Origin of the sequence: Streptomyces mashuensis, assembly GCF_014654785.1 — a bacterium.
GTDB classification, from domain to species: domain Bacteria; phylum Actinomycetota; class Actinomycetes; order Streptomycetales; family Streptomycetaceae; genus Streptomyces; species Streptomyces mashuensis.
This window is the reverse complement of the sequence record NZ_BNBD01000015.1, coordinates 81,541-97,987: the sequence shown is the minus strand read 5'-3', so window position 1 is coordinate 97,987 and position 16,447 is coordinate 81,541. Positions and strand designations below refer to the sequence as shown.

Genomic DNA, 16,447 nt, shown 5'->3' with positions numbered 1-16,447 from the left:
GCTAGCGGGCGGGTCCTCAGCGGCCGCCGTCGCCCTCCCGGTCGGCGAGGAACCGCTCGAACTGAGCGCCGAGTTCCTCGGCGGAGGGCAGGTCGACGGGCTCGGCAACCAGGTTGCCGCGCGTTTCGGCGCCGGCCGCGGCGTCGTACTGGTGCTCCAGGCCGCGCACGAGGGAGACGAGCTCCTCGTCGCCCTGGGCCAGCTGCCGCTCGATCTCCTCCTGCGTGCGCAGCGCGTCGTTGCGCAGGGCGTGCGCGGTGTTCGGCAGGACCAGGCCGGTGGCGGCCGTGACGGCCTCCAGGACGGTCAGGGCCGCGTCGGGGTACTGCGAGCGGGCCAGGTAGTGCGGCACGTGCGCGGCGGCGCCCAGGACGTCGTGCCCGGCCTCGGCCAGCCGGAACTCCACCAGGGCCTCGGCGCTGCCGGGTACCTGCGCCTCGTCGAAGGCGACGCGGTGGCCCGGCATGAGGTCGGTGCGGTTGCCGTGCGGGGTGATGCCGACGGGGCGGGTGTGGGGGACGCCCATGGGGATGCCGTGGAAGTTGACCGACAGCCGCACGCCGAGGCGCTCGACGATCTGCCGCACGGCGGCGGCGAAGCGCTCCCACTCGACGTCCGGCTCCGGGCCGCTCAGCAGCAGGAAGGGCGCCCCGGTGGCGTCCTGCACGAGGCGGAGCTCCAGGGCGGGCGTCTCGTAGGCGGTCCAGCGGTCGCGCCGGAACGTCAGCAGGGGGCGGCGGGCCCGGTAGTCGACGAGCCGGTCGTGGTCGAAGCGGGCGACGACCTGGTGGGGCAGCCCGTCCAGGAGCCGCCTGACGATGAGTTCGCCGGTCTCACCGGCGTCGATGTAGCCCTCGAAGTGGTAGAGCATGACCAGCCCCGCCGAGTCCTGGGCCAGCGCCAGGTCGGCCACGGCGAGCCCCTTGGGGTCCCACTCGTACAAATCCTGCGGATCCAACACGGTGACCGTTCCTCCTCATGTTCCGTACGGGGGAACGTTCTTGGGGGCACGGGCCATTCCCGTACAACTGAGTAAGGCCCGCTCTCCAAGGAGAGCGGGCCTTACATCAGTCAGCTGCGGTCAGCAGCCTGCGGTTCGAGCCTCAGCTCTGGCCGCCGGCGAGCTTCTCGCGGAGGGCAGCCAGCGCCTCGTCCGACGCCAGGGCGCCGGAGGTGTCGCCCGACTCCGAGGAGTACGAGCCACCGGACACCTGGGCACCACCCTGCGGGGCGGCCTGGTCGCCGGCAGCGGCGGCCTCGGCGTCGGCCTCGCGGGACTTGATGACCTGCTGCTGGTGCTGCTCGAAGCGGGCCTGCGCCTCGGCGTACTGGCGCTCCCACTCCTCGCGCTGCTTCTCGTAGCCCGGCAGCCAGTCGTTGGCCTCGGGGTCGAAGCCCTCGGGGTAGATGTAGTTGCCCTGGTCGTCGTAGGACGCGGCCATGCCGTACAGGGTCGGGTCGAACTCGACGACCGTCGGGTCGGCACCGAAGGACTCGTTGGCCTGCTTCAGCGAGAGGCTGATGCGACGGCGCTCGAGGTCGATGTCGATGACCTTGACGAAGATCTCGTCGTTGACCTGGACGACCTGCTCCGGGATCTCCACGTGGCGCTCGGCCAGCTCGGAGATGTGGACCAGGCCCTCGATGCCCTCGTCCACGCGGACGAACGCACCGAACGGCACCAGCTTGGTGACCTTACCCGGGACGACCTGACCGATCTGGTGGGTCCGGGCGAACTGCTGCCACGGGTCCTCCTGGGTCGCCTTCAGCGACAGGGAGACGCGCTCGCGGTCCATGTCGACGTCCAGGACCTCGACCGTGACCTCCTGGCCGACCTCGACGACCTCGGACGGGTGGTCGATGTGCTTCCAGGACAGCTCGGAGACGTGGACCAGACCGTCGACGCCACCCAGGTCCACGAAGGCACCGAAGTTGACGATGGAGGAGACGACGCCGGAGCGCACCTGACCCTTCTGGAGGGTGGTGAGGAAGGTCTGGCGGACCTCGCTCTGGGTCTGCTCCAGCCAGGCGCGGCGGGACAGGACCACGTTGTTGCGGTTCTTGTCCAGCTCGATGATCTTGGCCTCGAGCTCCTTGCCCACGTAGGGCTGGAGGTCGCGGACACGACGCATCTCGACCAGGGAGGCCGGCAGGAAGCCACGGAGGCCGATGTCGAGGATGAGACCACCCTTGACGACCTCGATGACGGTACCGGTGACGATGCCGTCCTCTTCCTTGATCTTCTCGATGGTGCCCCAGGCACGCTCGTACTGGGCGCGCTTCTTCGAGAGGATCAGGCGGCCTTCCTTGTCCTCCTTCTGGAGAACGAGGGCCTCGATCTCGTCGCCGACCTTGACGACCTCGTTCGGGTCGACGTCGTGCTTGATCGAGAGCTCGCGGGAGGGGATGACACCCTCGGTCTTGTAACCGATGTCGAGCAGGACCTCGTCCCGGTCGACCTTCACGATGACGCCGTCGACGATGTCGCCGTCGTTGAAGTACTTGATCGTCTCGTCGATCGCGGCGAGGAAGGCTTCCTCGTTACCGATGTCGTTGACCGCAACCTGCGGGGTGGTGGCGGTGGTCTCGGTGCTGCTCGTCATGTGGGAAAGGGCTCCGGTACGGACATTGAAGTCGTAGGTACTGCTACGCCGAGAACCCGTATCGCACCGCCGAAGCCGAACAGCCTTGGAGGCGCACTCTCCACTGAAGAGCCCGAAGACCCCGAGAACATCGGGAGCGCCTCGACAACCGAGGGGACATACAACAAGTGCGAGCGCGCCTGCTCCGTCTGAGGCGCGCAGGCCCGCAGCGCAACTTGTAGCATACGGGGGCAGCCGGACACGGTCAATGCGCGAAGGCGCATACCCGGGATGAATCCACCCATATCCGGCACAACTCGGGTCGCGCATGGCCTCCTGGGCCCCTCCGCTTCCGCCCCCACACCCCTCAGCGCCCCCTTTTCGCACCTCGGGCACCCATGGAACGCACCGCGGCGGGGTATGCCCCCACCGGACGTACGCCCGCGCTGCGCCGCACCACGGACGGGCGCGTCACCCAGGGTGACCGGCGCACTTCCCGTGCGGGAGGGCGGGCGGGGGGCGGGGGGGCCGCCGGGCGGCCGGAGCCCTCGGTGTCACGCCACGGCAAGCCCCGAGCGAAGATTACGACATGATCGAGAACGAGGGCGCAGGAGCCGACGAGGCCGAGGCCACCCGCCGGGCCGCCGGCGACGCCGAGAGCAGCCGGGCCAGCCGCGGCTGGTGGGACCGCAACGCCGACGAGTACCAGCGCGAGCACGGCGGCTTCCTGGGCGACGACCGCTTCGTGTGGGGCCCCGAGGGCCTGGACGAGGCCGACGCCCGGCTGCTGGGCCCGGCCGGCTCCCTCGCGGGCCGGGACGTCCTGGAGATCGGCTGCGGTGCCGCCCAGTGCTCGCGCTGGCTGGCCGGCCAGGGGGCCCGGCCCGTCGCCCTGGACCTCTCGCACCGGCAGCTCCAGCACGCCCTGCGCATCGGCACCGGCTTTCCCCTGGTGGAGGCCGACGCCACCGCCCTGCCGTTCGCCGACGGCTCCTTCGACCTGGCCTGCTCGGCGTACGGGGCGGTGCCCTTCGTCGCCGACCCGGTGCGGCTGATGCGCGAGGTGCACCGCGTCCTGCGGCCCGGCGGCCGCTGGGTCTTCTCCGTCACCCACCCGCTGCGCTGGGCCTTCCCCGACGAGCCCGGCCCCGAGGGGCTGTCGGTGGCGGCCTCCTACTTCGACCGCACGCCCTATGTCGAGCAGGACGAGACGGGCCGGGCCGTCTACGTGGAACACCACCGCACCCTCGGCGACCGGGTGCGCGACGTGGTCGCGGCCGGCTTCCGGCTGACGGACCTGGTGGAGCCGGAGTGGCCCGCCTGGAACACGCAGGAGTGGGGCGGCTGGTCCCCGCTGCGCGGCCACCTGATCCCGGGCACGGCGATCTTCGTCTGCGAGCGCGACGGCCGCTGACGTCCGCCCGGCGGGACGGGTGAGACTGGTGCCGTGAAGCACGCCGACACCCTCGCCCAGCTGCCCGTACGCACCGCCCTGCCCGCGCTCGCCCGGGCCCTGGAGGAGCACGGCACCGCCGTGCTGTGCGCGCCGCCCGGCACCGGCAAGACCACGCTCGTGCCGCTGGTGCTCGCGGGCCTGGTGGGGTCGGACGGGGCAGGCGGGGCGGGCGGTGGGCCGGTGCGGCGGGTGCTGGTCGCCGAGCCGCGCCGGATCGCCGCCCGGGCCGCCGCGCGGCGCATGGCGTGGCTGCTGGGCGAGGAGGTGGGCCGCCGGGTCGGCTTCACGGTGCGCGGCGAGCGGCGGGCGGGCCCGGGCACCGTGGTCGAGGTCGTCACCACCGGTGTGCTGCTCCAGCGCCTGCAGCGCGACCCGGAGCTGGCGGGCGTGGACGTCGTGGTGCTCGACGAGTGCCACGAACGGCATCTCGACGCCGACACGGCCGCCGCCTTCCTGCTGGACGTGCGGACCGCGCTGCGGCCGGACCTGCGGCTGGTGGCGGCGTCCGCCACGACGGACGCCGAGGGCTGGGCGCGGCTGATGGGCGGGGCGCCGGTGGTCGAGGCGCAGGGGGTGTCGCACCCGGTGGAGGTGGTGTGGGCGCCGCCGTCGCGGCCGGTGCGGCCGCCGCACGGCCTGTGGGTGGACCCGGTGCTGCTGGAGCACGTGGCCGGGGTGGTGCGGCGGGCGCTGCGCGAGCGCGAGGGCGACGTGCTGTGCTTCCTGCCGGGCGTCGGCGAGATCGGCCGGGTGGCCGGGCTGCTGGGCGGCTCGGTGGACGGCGCGGAGGTCCTCCAGGTCCACGGCCGGGCACCGGCCGCCGTGCAGGACGCGGTCCTGGCGGGCGGCTCGGGCCGGCGGCGCGTGGTGCTGGCGACGGCGGTGGCCGAGTCGAGCCTCACCGTGCCCGGGGTGCGCATCGTGGTGGACGCGGGCCTGGCGCGGGAGCCGCGTACGGACCACGCGCGCGGGCTGAGCGCGCTGACGACCGTACGGGCGTCCCGGGCGGCGGCCCGGCAGCGTGCGGGCCGTGCGGGCCGCGAGGCGCCGGGCGCGGTGTACCGCTGCTGGCCGGAGGCGGACGAGCCGCGGCTGCCGGCCTTCCCGGCTCCGGAGATCACGGTGGCGGACCTGACGGCGTTCGCCCTCCAGGCCGCGTGCTGGGGCGACCCGGACGCCTCGGGCCTGGCCCTGCTGGACCCGCCGCCGGCCGGCGCCCTGTCCGCGGCGCGCGCCGTGCTGACGGCGACGGGCGCGGTGGACGCGACGGGCCGCCCGACGGCCCGGGGCCGCCGTATGGCGGGCCTGGGCGTCCACCCCCGCCTGGCCCGTGCCCTTCTGGACGGCGCCCGGGAGGTGGGCGCGCGCCGCGCTGCGGAAGTGGTGGCCCTGCTGAGCGAGGAGCCGCCGCGCGAGTACGGCGACGACCTGGCAGCCGCCTGGCGCACGGCCCGCCGCGGCGGCGACGCCTACGCGGCGCGCTGGCGCGCGGAGGCCGGGCGCCTGGAACGGGCGGTGCGGGGGGACGGGGCGGAGGGGGCGGGGGCCGATGTGCCGCCACGCGCCGGTGACGACTCCGTCGCCGGGCTCGTGGCCGCGCTGGCGTTTCCCGAGCGGGTGGCCCGGGCCCGGGGGGAGCGGGCCTACCTGATGGCGTCCGGGACGCGGGCCGAGCTCGGGGAGGGGTCGCGGCTCGCCGGGGTCGCGTGGGTGGCCGTGGCGGTGGCCGACCGGCCCGTGGCGGCGGCTTCGGCGCGGGTGCGGCTGGGGGCGGTGATCGACGAGGACACGGCGCGGTTCGCGGCGGCGTCGCTGTTCGCCGAGGACGAGGAGGTGCACTGGTCGGCCGCGCGGCGGGACGTCGTGGCGCGCCGGGTCACGCGCCTGGGCGCCGTGGAACTGTCCGCCGCGCCGCTGGCCGCGCCCCCCGCGGAGCGGGTGCGGGGCGCGCTGCTGGAGGGGCTGGCGGCGGAGGGCGTGGGCCTGCTGCGCTGGAGCCCGCAGGCGGAGGTCCTGCGGCAGCGGCTGGCGTTCCTGCACCGCGTGCTGGGCGAACCGTGGCCGGACGTGTCGGACGCGGCACTGCTGGCGGCGGCACCGGAGTGGCTGGGCCTGGAGCTGGACCGGGCGCGGGGCCGCGCCGACTTGGAGCGGGTGGACGCGGGGCAGGCGCTGGAGCGGCTGCTGCCGTGGGCGGGCGGCCAGGCGGCGCGCCTCGACGAGCTGGCGCCGGAGCGCCTGGAGGTGCCCAGCGGGTCACGGGTCCGTGTGGACTACTCCGGTGAGCAGCCGGTGCTGGCGGTGAAGCTCCAGGAGCTGTTCGGGCTGGCGCGGACGCCGCGCGTGGCGGACGGCCGCGTGCCCGTGCTCGTCCACCTGCTGTCGCCCGCGGGCCGGCCCGCGGCGGTGACCGCGGACCTGGAGTCGTTCTGGCGGGACGGCTACCGGGCCGTCCGGGCCGAGCTGCGCGGCCGCTACCCGCGCCACCCGTGGCCCGAGGACCCGACGACGGCCACGGCGACGCGTCGTACCAACGCGCGCCGGTAGCCGCCGGGGGGCGTACGGGCTCAGGGCAGGTAGCGCTCGACGGCGGCCGCCCCCTTCTCCTCGATGAGGCGCTTCGCGGCCTCGACGCGTTCGGGCGTGACGTCGTGGCCGGACGCCATCACCAGGTCCTCGGGGTCGAACGGCCGTTCACCGCCGGTGAACAGCCGCGCCGGCCCGGAGGGGGCGGACTTCTCCTCGGGGTTGTCCTTCACGGTGGGCCTCCCTGGGTCGCCGTGGCTCCCCGCGCCCCCTGCGCGGGGGTCACCCGTTCGGGTTTCCCTCCATCGTGTGCCCCCGGATCGCGGAACGCACGCCGATCTCGTGCCTCAAGGATCAGCGCGGCGGCCAGCAGGGCCGCCCCGAGCGGCGGCAGACCCCACGGCAGCCAGGAGCGGAGCAGCAGGATCAGGCGGCGCTGGCCGGCGACCTGGGCGACGGTGTGGCGCACGTAGTCGGCACGCATCCGTACGTGGCCGGAGAACGCGGGCACGGGGTCCTTCTCCGGCTGCCCGGTCCAGCGCATCTCCTCGCGGTGCAGTTCCTCCCCGTCGACGGGGGCGCCGGTGACGGGCTCGACGAGGAAGGTGCGGGTCGTGGAGTACCAGCGTTCCAGGCCCATGGCGGTGACGGTCTCGGGGGTCACGCCCAGGGGCAGCTGCCGGGGCAGGGGCACGGGGGTCCAGGGAATGGTCTGCTCGAAGCGGTAGACGGTCAGGCCGTGGAAGGTACGGGTGCCCTTGTAATGGATGGGGGCCGAGGTGCGGGTCATCAGGTCGAAGTAGCGGTAGTCGCGCTTCTCGGTGAAGAACGGCCACTTGTACTCGATGCCGTCGCGGGTGACGGGCGTGCCGTCGACGTGTTCGCCGCCGGCGTGCACCGGCTGCTGGGTGCGGGCGTCGAAGACGTAGCGCTCGGGGATGCGGGAGACGAGGGTGCCGTCGGAGGTGGCGGCGTGCACCAGGGTGTCCCAGACGACCACGTCGCGGCCGGTGGCCGCCTTGATCCGGCGGGCCGCCGGCACGTCGCCGCGCAGGCTCTGCACCATGACCAGCCGCGGGACGCGGCGGGCGCGGAGGGTGGCGTAGTCGACGAGGGTGGCGTCCTCGGCCTCCATGACGACGGCCTGGTACGTGTCGGCGGGCACGGCGACCAGGCGGGGGACGGCGTACAGGCGCAGCAGCGGGGACAGGGCCGTGCAGCACACGGCCAGGGCCAGCAGCACCAGGCTCGCTCGGCGGCGCACGGCGGGGCCGCCGTCAGGGGTGTGCGGGCGGGGAGGACAGCAGGGGGCGGGGCGGGCCGTCCCCGGGTGCGGGCCGGCCGAGGGCGGTCAGGGCCAGCACGAGGGCGACGGCGGCGGCCAGTCCGGCGGCCGCGGCGGCCAGTGCGCGCATGGTCGGCCTCCAGGGGAGCGGGACCAGCCGGTCTCCATACCTGACAGGTCGTCAGTGAAGGCGCACCGTAGCAAGGGCACCACGGGATGAGAAGACGGCCACCGCCACCTCCCGCCGGAAAACGCCACCGGGCCGGCCCCCACGCAGGGGCCAGCCCGGTGGCCGGACGCCGTCGGCGCACGTCAGTGCGCGGCCGACTCCCAGTCCTTGCCGACGCCCACCGACACGTCCAGCGGGGCACGCAGCTCCACCGCACCGGCCATCTCCCGGCGGACCAGCGCCTCCACCTTCTCCCGCTCGCCCGGCGCGATCTCCAGCACGATTTCGTCGTGGACCTGGAGCAGCATCCGCGACACGAGCCGCTCGGCGGCCAGCGCCTCCCCGACCCGCAGCATCGCGATCTTCACGATGTCCGCGGCCGTGCCCTGGATCGGGGCGTTCAGCGCCATCCGCTCGGCCATCTCACGACGCTGCCGGTTGTCGCTGTTCAGGTCCGGCAGGTAGCGGCGACGGCCGAGCATCGTCTCCGTGTAGCCCGTCGCACGCGCCTCCTCCACCACCCGCTGCAGGTAGTCGCGGACCCCGCCGAACCGCTCGAAGAACGTGTCCATCAGGCGGCGCGCCTCGTCCGGCGAGATGTTCAGCTGCTGCGACAGGCCGAACGCCGACAGACCGTACGCCAGGCCGTACGACATCGCCTTGATCTTGCGGCGCATCTCCGGGTCGACCTCGCTCTTCGCGACGCCGAACACCTGGGAGGCCACCGTGGTGTGCAGGTCCTCGCCCGAGGCGAACGCCTCGATCAGCCCCTCGTCCTCCGACAGGTGGGCCATCACCCGCAGCTCGATCTGGCTGTAGTCCGCCGTCATCAGCGACTCGTAGCCCTCACCGACCACGAAACCGCGCCGGATGGCCCGGCCCTCGTCCGTGCGCACCGGAATGTTCTGCAGGTTCGGGTCGGTCGACGACAGCCGGCCCGTGGCCGCCACCGTCTGGTTGAACGTGGTGTGGATCCGGCCGTCGGGCGCGATCGCCTTGATCAGGCCCTCCACCGTGGACCGCAGCTTCGACTGCTCACGGTGCCGCAGCATGATCACCGGCAGCTCGTTGTCCGTCTGCGCCGCCAGCCACGCCAGCGCGTCCGCGTCCGTCGTGTACCCGGTCTTCGTCTTCTTCGTCCTCGGCAGCCCCAGCTCCCCGAAGAGCACCTCCTGCAGCTGCTTCGGCGACCCCAGGTTGAACTCCCGGCCCGCCGCCGCGTGCGCCTCCGTCACCGCCTGCTGCACGGCCGCCGCGAACTGCTGCTCCATGCGCTCCAGCCACGACCGGTCCGCGGCAATGCCCGCCCGCTCCAGGCCCGCCAGCATCGTGCTCGTCGGCAGCTCGACATCCGTCAACAGCTCCGCCGCGCCCACGTCCTTCAGCCGGCCCGTGAACGCACCGCCCAGGTCCAGCACCGTACGCGCCCGGCCCATCAGGGCGTCCGCCTCGGCCCGCTCGTCCGCGCCGAACGCCAGCTGCCCGTCCGACGCCGCCGCGGTGGCCAGCTCCCGGCCCAGGTACTCCACCGACAGCGTGTCCAGCGCAAACGACCGGCGCCCCGGCTTCACCAGATACGCCGCCAGCGCCGTGTCCATCGTCACACCGGCCAGCGCCCAGCCGTGCTCGGCGAACGACCGCAGCACCGCCTTCGCGTCGTGCGTCACCTTCGGCCGGTCCGCATCCGCGCACCAGGCCGCGAACGCCTTCTCGTCCGCCTCGTCCAGCTCCGCCGGGTCGAACCAGGCCGCCGGGCCCTCCGCCGTCGCCAGCGCCACCTCGCTCACCCGGCCACTGCCCAGCGACCAGGTGTCCGTGACCGCCAGGCCCAGCGGCGCACCAGCGTGCTCCGCCAGCCACGGCGCCAGCTCGCCCGTGCCCAGCACCACACCGTCCACCTCGGCGCCGGCCTCCGGCTCCGCCGCCTCCGCCGACTCCGCACCCGGATCGGCCGCCAGCAGACGGTCCCGCAGCCCCTGGTTGCGGATCTCCAGCCGCTCCAGCAGCGTCACCAGCGCCAGCCGGTCGTACGCCGCCCGCGCCAGGCCCTCCGGCCCCACCGGCAGCTCCACGTCCCGCACCATCTCCGTCAGACGGCGGTTGAGCTTCACCGCCTCCAGGTGATCACGCAGATTCTGCCCGGCCTTGCCCTTGACCTCCTCGACCCGCTCCACCAGCTCCGCGAACGAACCGAACTGGTTGATCCACTTCGCGGCCGTCTTCTCCCCCACCCCCGGAATACCCGGCAGGTTGTCCGACGGGTCACCGCGCAGCGCCGCGAAATCCGGGTACTGCTGCGGCGACAGCCCGTACTTCTCCACGACCTTCTCCGGCGTGAACCGCGTCAGCTCCGACACGCCCTTCGTCGGGTACAGCACCGTCACCGCATCCGACACCAGCTGGAACGAGTCCCGGTCACCCGTGACGATCAGCACCTCGTACCCCAGCGCCTCGGCCTGCGTGGCCAGCGTGGCGATCACGTCGTCGGCCTCGAAACCGTCCACGGCGAACCGCTGCACGCCCATCGCGTCCAGCATCTCGCCGATCAGCGCCACCTGGCCCTTGAAGTCGTCCGGCGTCTTCGACCGCGTCGCCTTGTACTCCGGGAACTCCTCCGACCGCCACGTCTTCCGCGACACGTCGAACGCCACCGCGAAATGCGTCGGCTGCTCGTCACGCAACGTGTTCGCCAGCATCGACGCGAAGCCGTACACCGCGTTCGTCGTCTGACCCGACGTGGTCGTGAAATTCTCCGCGGGCAGCGCGAAGAACGCCCGGTACGCCATGGAGTGCCCGTCCATCAACAACAGACGGGGACGACCTCCCTCCACAGCCCCGCCGCCGGCCGGTCCGTTCGCTTCGCTCGCCTGGGATGCGGTATTCGATGCCTTTGCTGCCACGCCCCCGATCCTGCCACGGCCCACTGACAAACCCGGCCACGGCAGCCCGCGCCCCCACCCGTCACTCCCCCACGACCCACCCCCGTGACAGGATCGGCCCACCCGCGCACGCGCGCGTACCCACCACCCACCGCTCAAGGGGGAGCGACATGGCGAGCAAGCCGCCCACCGGCGATCCCGTACAGGACGCACCCGACGTCACCGCCCCGCAGCACGCCGCCGCCGGCCTCCCCGCCATCGGTCACACCCTGCGCATCGCCCAGCAACAAATGGGACTGCGCCGCACCGCCCTCACCCTCCTCAAGGTCAACCAGAAGGACGGCTTCGACTGCCCCGGCTGCGCCTGGCCCGAACCCGACAAGCGCCACGCCGCCGAATTCTGCGAGAACGGCGCCAAGGCCGTCGCCGAGGAAGCCACCCTCCGCCGCGTCACCCCCGCCTTCTTCGCCGAGCACTCCGTCACCGACCTCGCCGGCCGCAGCGGCTACTGGCTCGGCCAGCAGGGCCGCCTCACCCACCCCATGTACCTGCCCGAGGGCGCCGACCACTACGAGCCCGTCACCTGGGACCGCGCCTTCGAGATCATCGCCGGCGAACTCACCGCCCTCGACAGCCCCGACGAAGCCGTCTTCTACACCTCCGGCCGCACCAGCAACGAAGCCGCCTTCCTCTACCAGCTCCTCGCCCGCGAACTCGGCACCAACAACCTGCCCGACTGCTCCAACATGTGCCACGAGTCGTCCGGCTCCGCCCTCACCGACACCCTCGGCGTCGGCAAGGGCAGCGTCCTCCTCCACGACCTCCACAAGGCCGACCTGATCATCGTCGCCGGACAGAACCCCGGCACCAACCACCCCCGCATGCTCAGCGCCCTCGAAAAGGCCAAGGCCGGCGGCACGAAGATCATCACCGTCAACCCGCTCCCCGAAGCCGGCCTCCAGCGCTTCAAGAACCCCCAGAACGCCCGCGGTCTCGCCCTCGGCGGCACCCCCCTCACCGACCTCTTCCTCCAGATCCGCCTCGGCGGCGACCACGCCCTCTTCCGCATGCTCTGCAAGCGCGTCCTGGAGACCGACGGCGCCGTCGACACCGCCTTCGTCGACACCCACACCCACGGCTACGAGGAATTCCGCCGCACCGCCCTCACCGCCGACTGGGACGAGACCCTCCGCGCCACCGGCCTACGACGCGACGAGATCGAGACCGCCGCCGACATGGTCCTCGCCGCCCGCCGCCCCATCGTCTGCTGGGCCATGGGCCTCACCCAGCACAAGCACGCCGTCAACACCATCAAGGAAGTCGTCAACCTCCTCCTCCTGCGCGGCGCCGTCGGCCGCCCCGGCGCCGGCGTCTGCCCCGTCCGCGGCCACAGCAACGTCCAGGGCGACCGCACCATGGGCATCTTCGAACGCCCCTCCCCCGCCTTCCTCGACGCCCTCCAGAAGGAATTCGGCTTCACCCCGCCCCGCCACCACGGCCTCGACGTCGTCCGCGCCATCCGCGCCCTCCGCGACGGCACCGCCAAGGTCTTCATGGCCATGGGCGGCAACTTCGTCGCCGCCACCCCCGACACCGACGTCACCGAGGCCGCCGTACGCCGCGCCCGCCTCACCGTGCACGTCTCCACCAAACTCAACCGCTCCCACGTCATCACCGGAGCGCGCGCCCTCATCCTCCCCACCCTCGGCCGCACCGAACGCGACCGCCAGGCCACCGGCGACCAGTTCGTCACCGTCGAGGACTCCATGGGCATGGTCCACGCCTCCCGCGGCCGCCTCGAACCCGCCGCACCCCACCTCCTCTCCGAACCCGCCATCGTCTGCCGCCTCGCCCGCCGCGTCCTCGGCGACCGCACCACCACACCCTGGGACGAGTTCGAAAAGGACTACGCCACCATCCGCGACCGCATCGCCCGCGTCATCCCCGGCTTCGAGGACTTCAACACCCGCGTCGCCCGCCCCGGCGGCTTCACCCTCCCCCACGCCCCCCGCGACGAACGCCGCTTCCCCACCACCACCGGGAAAGCCAACTTCACCGCCTCCACCGTCGAACACCCCCACGTCCCCGACGGCCGGCTCCTCCTCCAGACCCTCCGCTCCCACGACCAGTACAACACCACCATCTACGGCCTCGACGACCGCTACCGCGGCATCCGCGGCGGCCGCCGCGTCGTCCTCCTGCACCCCGACGACGCCCACGCCCACGGCCTCCCCGACGGCTCCTACACCGACCTCGTCAGCGAATGGACCGACGGCACCGAACGCCGCGTCGAAGGCTTCCGCGTCGTCCACTACCCCACCGCCCGCGGCTGCGCCGCCGCCTACTACCCCGAGACCAACGTCCTCGTCCCCCTCGACCACACCGCCGACGCCAGCAACACCCCCGCCAGCAAGTCCGTCGTCATCCGCCTCGAACCCGCCAACGGTGCCCGACCCACCGACAACGGTTGACGATCACGGCGTTCACCTGAAAAAACGTTCACCGGACACCACCCGCACCACACACCACCCACACCGGACACAGGCGATCGGAGACAGGCGCATGGGCGAGCACCGCACCACCACCTTCCCCCCGGAGGTCCTCGACCAGTGGGCCGACAGCGGACTCGACCTCAACGCCCTCTTCTCCGCCGGTCACCTCGGCGAACGCATGAGCATCCACGTCGTCGAAGCCTCCCCCGACCACGTCGTCGGCACCATGCCCGTCGAAGGCAACACCCAGCCCTACGGCCTCCTCCACGGCGGCGCCTCCGCCGTCCTCGCCGAAACCCTCGGCTCCGTCGGCGCCATGCTCCACGCCGGCCCCCAACGCCTCGCCGTCGGCGTCGACCTCAACTGCACCCACCACCGCGGCGTACGCTCCGGCCTCGTCACCGGCACCGCCACCCCCGTCCACCGCGGCCGCACCAGTGCCACCTACGACATCGTCATCACCGACGAACAAGGCCGCCGCGTCTGCACCGCCCGCCTGACCTGCGCCATCCGCGACGCCAAGACCGCGTGACCCCACCCCCGGGCCGGCCCCCACCCCGGCCCGGGACCCCACCCCCGCCCGGAGCGGAACCCCGCACACCCACAAGCCGCACCCCCAGCCCCACCGTGACCTGCGCCATAACAAGACAGTCACAGCGTGCGGACCACCTCTGCCCCTCGCCGCCGGACACCCTTACAGTCACGGCCCATCACCACCCGACCGGGCGGTTGCACACCCACGCCACGCACCACCCCACGCCCCACCCCACGGACGCACTTCCACCACCCCGGACCTTCCCCGCACCCTCGCCGCCCGGCGGGCGCTGACGGCACCTCACCCAGGGCCGCGCCAGGGAAAGGAACCCACCGTGCGCCACCGACCCCTGCTCATCATCGCCACCGCCCTCACCACGGGCACCCTCGCCCTCACCGCCTGCGGATCACGCGACGACAAGGACACCGGCACCACCGGCAACCCCGGCGGAAAGACCACCACCGTCGCCATCGGCCTCGACTCCCCCCTCACCGGCGACCTCTCCGCCCTCGGCCAGGGCATCAAGAACTCCGCCCACCTCGCCGTCACCAACGCCAACAAGACCAAAGAAGTCCCCGGCGTCACCTTCAAATTCCTCCCCCTCGACGACCAGGCCCAGCCCACCTCCGGCCAGCAGAACGCCACCAAACTCGCCGGCGACAAACGCGTCGTCGGCATCGTCGGCCCCCTCAACTCCAGCGTCGCCCAGTCCATGCAACAGGTCGCCCAGGCCAACAACCTCGCCCTCATCTCCCCCGCCAACACCACCCCCGACCTCACCCAGGGCAAGGACTGGAAACAGAACAACCGCAAACGCCAGTTCACCACCTACTTCCGCACCGCCACCACCGACGAAGTACAAGGCGCCTTCGGCGGCCAGTACGCCTACGAACAGATCAAGGCCCGCAAGGTCTACGTCATCGACGACCAGAAGACCTACGGCGTCGGCCTCGCCGCCGCCTTCGCCGCCAAATTCACCGCCATGGGCGGCACCGTCGTCGGCACCGAACACGTCAACCCCGAGGACCGCGACTTCAAAGCCATCGTCTCCAAAGCCAAGGCCACCACCCCCGACCTCGTCTTCTACGGCGGCGAATACCCCGCAGCCGCCCCCCTCAGCCAACAACTCAAGGACGGCGGCGTCACCGTCCCCCTCATGGGCGGCGACGGCATGTACAGCGCCGACTACATCACCCTCAACAAAAAATCCGCAGGCGACTACGCCACCTCCGTCGGCAAACCCGTCGAACAACTCGACTCCGCCAAAAAATTCATCGCCGACTACAAAGCCGCAGGCTACAAAGACCGCTACGAGGCCTACGGCGGCTCCACCTACGACGCCACCTGGGCCATCATCCAAGCCGTCAAGACCGTCGTCACCGAAAACGGCGGAAAACTCCCCGACAACCCCCGCACCAAAATCGTCGAAGCCCTCAACAAAGTGAAATTCGACGGCGTCACCGGCCCCGTCTCCTTCGACCAGTACGGCGACACCACCAACACCATGATCACCGCCTACCAGGTCGACGGCACCCAATGGAAGGCCCGCCACAGCGCCCCGTACAAGAAGAACTGACACCGGAGGCCGGCGGTGCACCAGCTCCCCCAGCAACTGGCCAACGGCATCATCCTCGGCGCCATGTACGGCCTCATCGCCATCGGCTACACGATGGTCTACGGCATCGTCCAGCTCATCAACTTCGCCCACGGCGAGATCTTCATGATCGGCGGATTCGGCGCCCTCACCGTCCACCTCGCCCTCCCCGCCGCCACCCCCCTCCTCCTCGCCCTCCCCCTCATGATCGCCGGCGGCATCACCGCCGCCGTCGCCATCGCCGTCACCGCCGAACGCTTCGCCTACCGACCCCTCCGCGGCGCACCCCGCCTCGCCCCCCTCATCACCGCCATCGGCCTGTCCATCGCCCTCCAGCAAGCCGTCTGGAAGTGGTACCCCGACGCCAAAAAAGCCCGCGTCTTCCCCCAGTTCACCGGCGACTCCCTGCACCTCCTCGGCGCCACCGTCCAACGCGGCGAACTCTTCCTCCTCATCGCCGCACCCCTCTGCATGACCGCCCTCGGCCTCTTCGTCTCCCGCACCCGCACCGGCCGCGGCATGCAAGCCACCGCCCAGGACCCCGACACCGCCCGCCTCATGGGCATCGACACCGACCGCATCATCGTCATCGCCTTCACCATCGGCGCCGCCTTCGCCGCCGTCGCCGCCGTCGCCCACGGCCTCAAATACGGCCAGGTCGACTTCCGCATGGGCTTCATCACCGGCCTCAAAGCCTTCACCGCCGCCGTCCTCGGCGGCATCGGCAACATCTACGGCGCCATGCTCGGCGGCCTCGTCCTCGGCATCGCCGAAGCCCTCGCCACCGGCTACATCGACCACATCCCCGGCATGGCCCAATTCGGCGGCGGCTCCTGGAAGGACGTCTGGGCCTTCGTCCTCCTCATCCTCGTCCTGCTGCTACGGCCCCAGGGCCTGCTCGGCGAACGCGTCGCGGATCGGGCGTGATC

12 protein-coding genes are annotated in these 16,447 nt (G+C 72.3%); 6 read left to right on the top strand and 6 right to left on the bottom strand.

Annotated features, from left to right (window positions below; all coding sequences use genetic code 11):
* Positions 1 to 16 precede the first annotated feature (16 nt).
* Together IE305_RS27290 and rpsA are read right to left on the bottom strand one after the other, a co-directional pair.
* Entirely contained in the window at positions 17 to 961 is a 945-nt protein-coding gene (locus tag IE305_RS27290) for a PAC2 family protein (RefSeq protein WP_190132437.1), read from the bottom strand.
* Between the two features lie 142 nt (positions 962 to 1,103).
* A complete protein-coding gene (gene rpsA, locus IE305_RS27285; RefSeq protein ID WP_190132436.1) occupies positions 1,104 to 2,603 on the bottom strand; it encodes a 30S ribosomal protein S1 in 1,500 nt (499 codons plus the stop codon).
* A gap of 568 nt (positions 2,604 to 3,171) precedes the next feature.
* Between rpsA and IE305_RS27280 the strand changes: the two genes are divergently transcribed.
* Both IE305_RS27280 and hrpB read left to right on the top strand, forming a co-directional pair.
* Positions 3,172 to 3,996, top strand: coding sequence for a class I SAM-dependent methyltransferase (locus IE305_RS27280; RefSeq protein WP_190132435.1), 825 nt, complete (start codon positions 3,172 to 3,174; stop codon positions 3,994 to 3,996).
* Between the two features lie 33 nt (positions 3,997 to 4,029).
* Positions 4,030 to 6,585, top strand: coding sequence for an ATP-dependent helicase HrpB (gene hrpB / locus IE305_RS27275; RefSeq protein WP_190132434.1), 2,556 nt, complete (start codon positions 4,030 to 4,032; stop codon positions 6,583 to 6,585).
* A 20-nt stretch (positions 6,586 to 6,605) separates the two neighbouring features.
* Here the strand turns inward: hrpB and IE305_RS27270 are convergent, their stop codons facing one another.
* From IE305_RS27270 to polA, 4 genes are all read right to left on the bottom strand, one after another.
* Positions 6,606 to 6,797, bottom strand: coding sequence for a hypothetical protein (locus IE305_RS27270; RefSeq protein WP_190132433.1), 192 nt, complete (start codon positions 6,795 to 6,797; stop codon positions 6,606 to 6,608).
* The gene (pgfA, locus tag IE305_RS27265; protein ID WP_190132432.1) at positions 6,794 to 7,828 is read right to left on the bottom strand and encodes a cell envelope lipid trafficking protein PgfA; all 1,035 of its coding nucleotides are present in this window, start codon (positions 7,826 to 7,828) and stop codon (positions 6,794 to 6,796) included. Before pgfA ends, IE305_RS27270 begins: the two co-directional genes overlap by 4 nt.
* A 13-nt stretch (positions 7,829 to 7,841) precedes the next feature.
* Entirely contained in the window at positions 7,842 to 7,979 is a 138-nt protein-coding gene (locus IE305_RS27260) for an SPW_0924 family protein (RefSeq protein ID WP_190132431.1), read from the bottom strand.
* A gap of 182 nt (positions 7,980 to 8,161) precedes the next feature.
* Positions 8,162 to 10,819, bottom strand: a complete 2,658-nt coding sequence (polA, locus tag IE305_RS27255; protein ID WP_190132430.1) for a DNA polymerase I — start codon at positions 10,817 to 10,819, stop codon at positions 8,162 to 8,164.
* 248 nt (positions 10,820 to 11,067) lie between these two features.
* Here polA and IE305_RS27250 point away from each other — a divergent pair, with 248 nt between their 5' ends.
* The 4 genes from IE305_RS27250 to IE305_RS27235 all read left to right on the top strand — a co-directional run bounded on the left by IE305_RS27250 (position 11,068) and on the right by IE305_RS27235 (position 16,445).
* Positions 11,068 to 13,368, top strand: a complete 2,301-nt coding sequence (locus IE305_RS27250) for an FdhF/YdeP family oxidoreductase (protein WP_190132429.1) — start codon at positions 11,068 to 11,070, stop codon at positions 13,366 to 13,368.
* Between the two features lie 91 nt (positions 13,369 to 13,459).
* Positions 13,460 to 13,921 carry a PaaI family thioesterase gene (locus IE305_RS27245; RefSeq protein ID WP_190132428.1) on the top strand — a complete coding sequence of 154 codons (462 nt, stop codon included), beginning with the start codon at positions 13,460 to 13,462 and terminating at the stop codon, positions 13,919 to 13,921.
* A 352-nt stretch (positions 13,922 to 14,273) separates the two neighbouring features.
* Complete coding sequence (locus IE305_RS27240) at positions 14,274 to 15,500, top strand: branched-chain amino acid ABC transporter substrate-binding protein (protein ID WP_190132487.1); 1,227 nt, start codon at positions 14,274 to 14,276, stop codon at positions 15,498 to 15,500.
* Positions 15,501 to 15,515: 15 nt separating this feature from the next.
* The gene (locus IE305_RS27235; protein ID WP_190132427.1) at positions 15,516 to 16,445 is read left to right on the top strand and encodes a branched-chain amino acid ABC transporter permease; all 930 of its coding nucleotides are present in this window, start codon (positions 15,516 to 15,518) and stop codon (positions 16,443 to 16,445) included.
* Positions 16,446 to 16,447 lie beyond the last annotated feature (2 nt).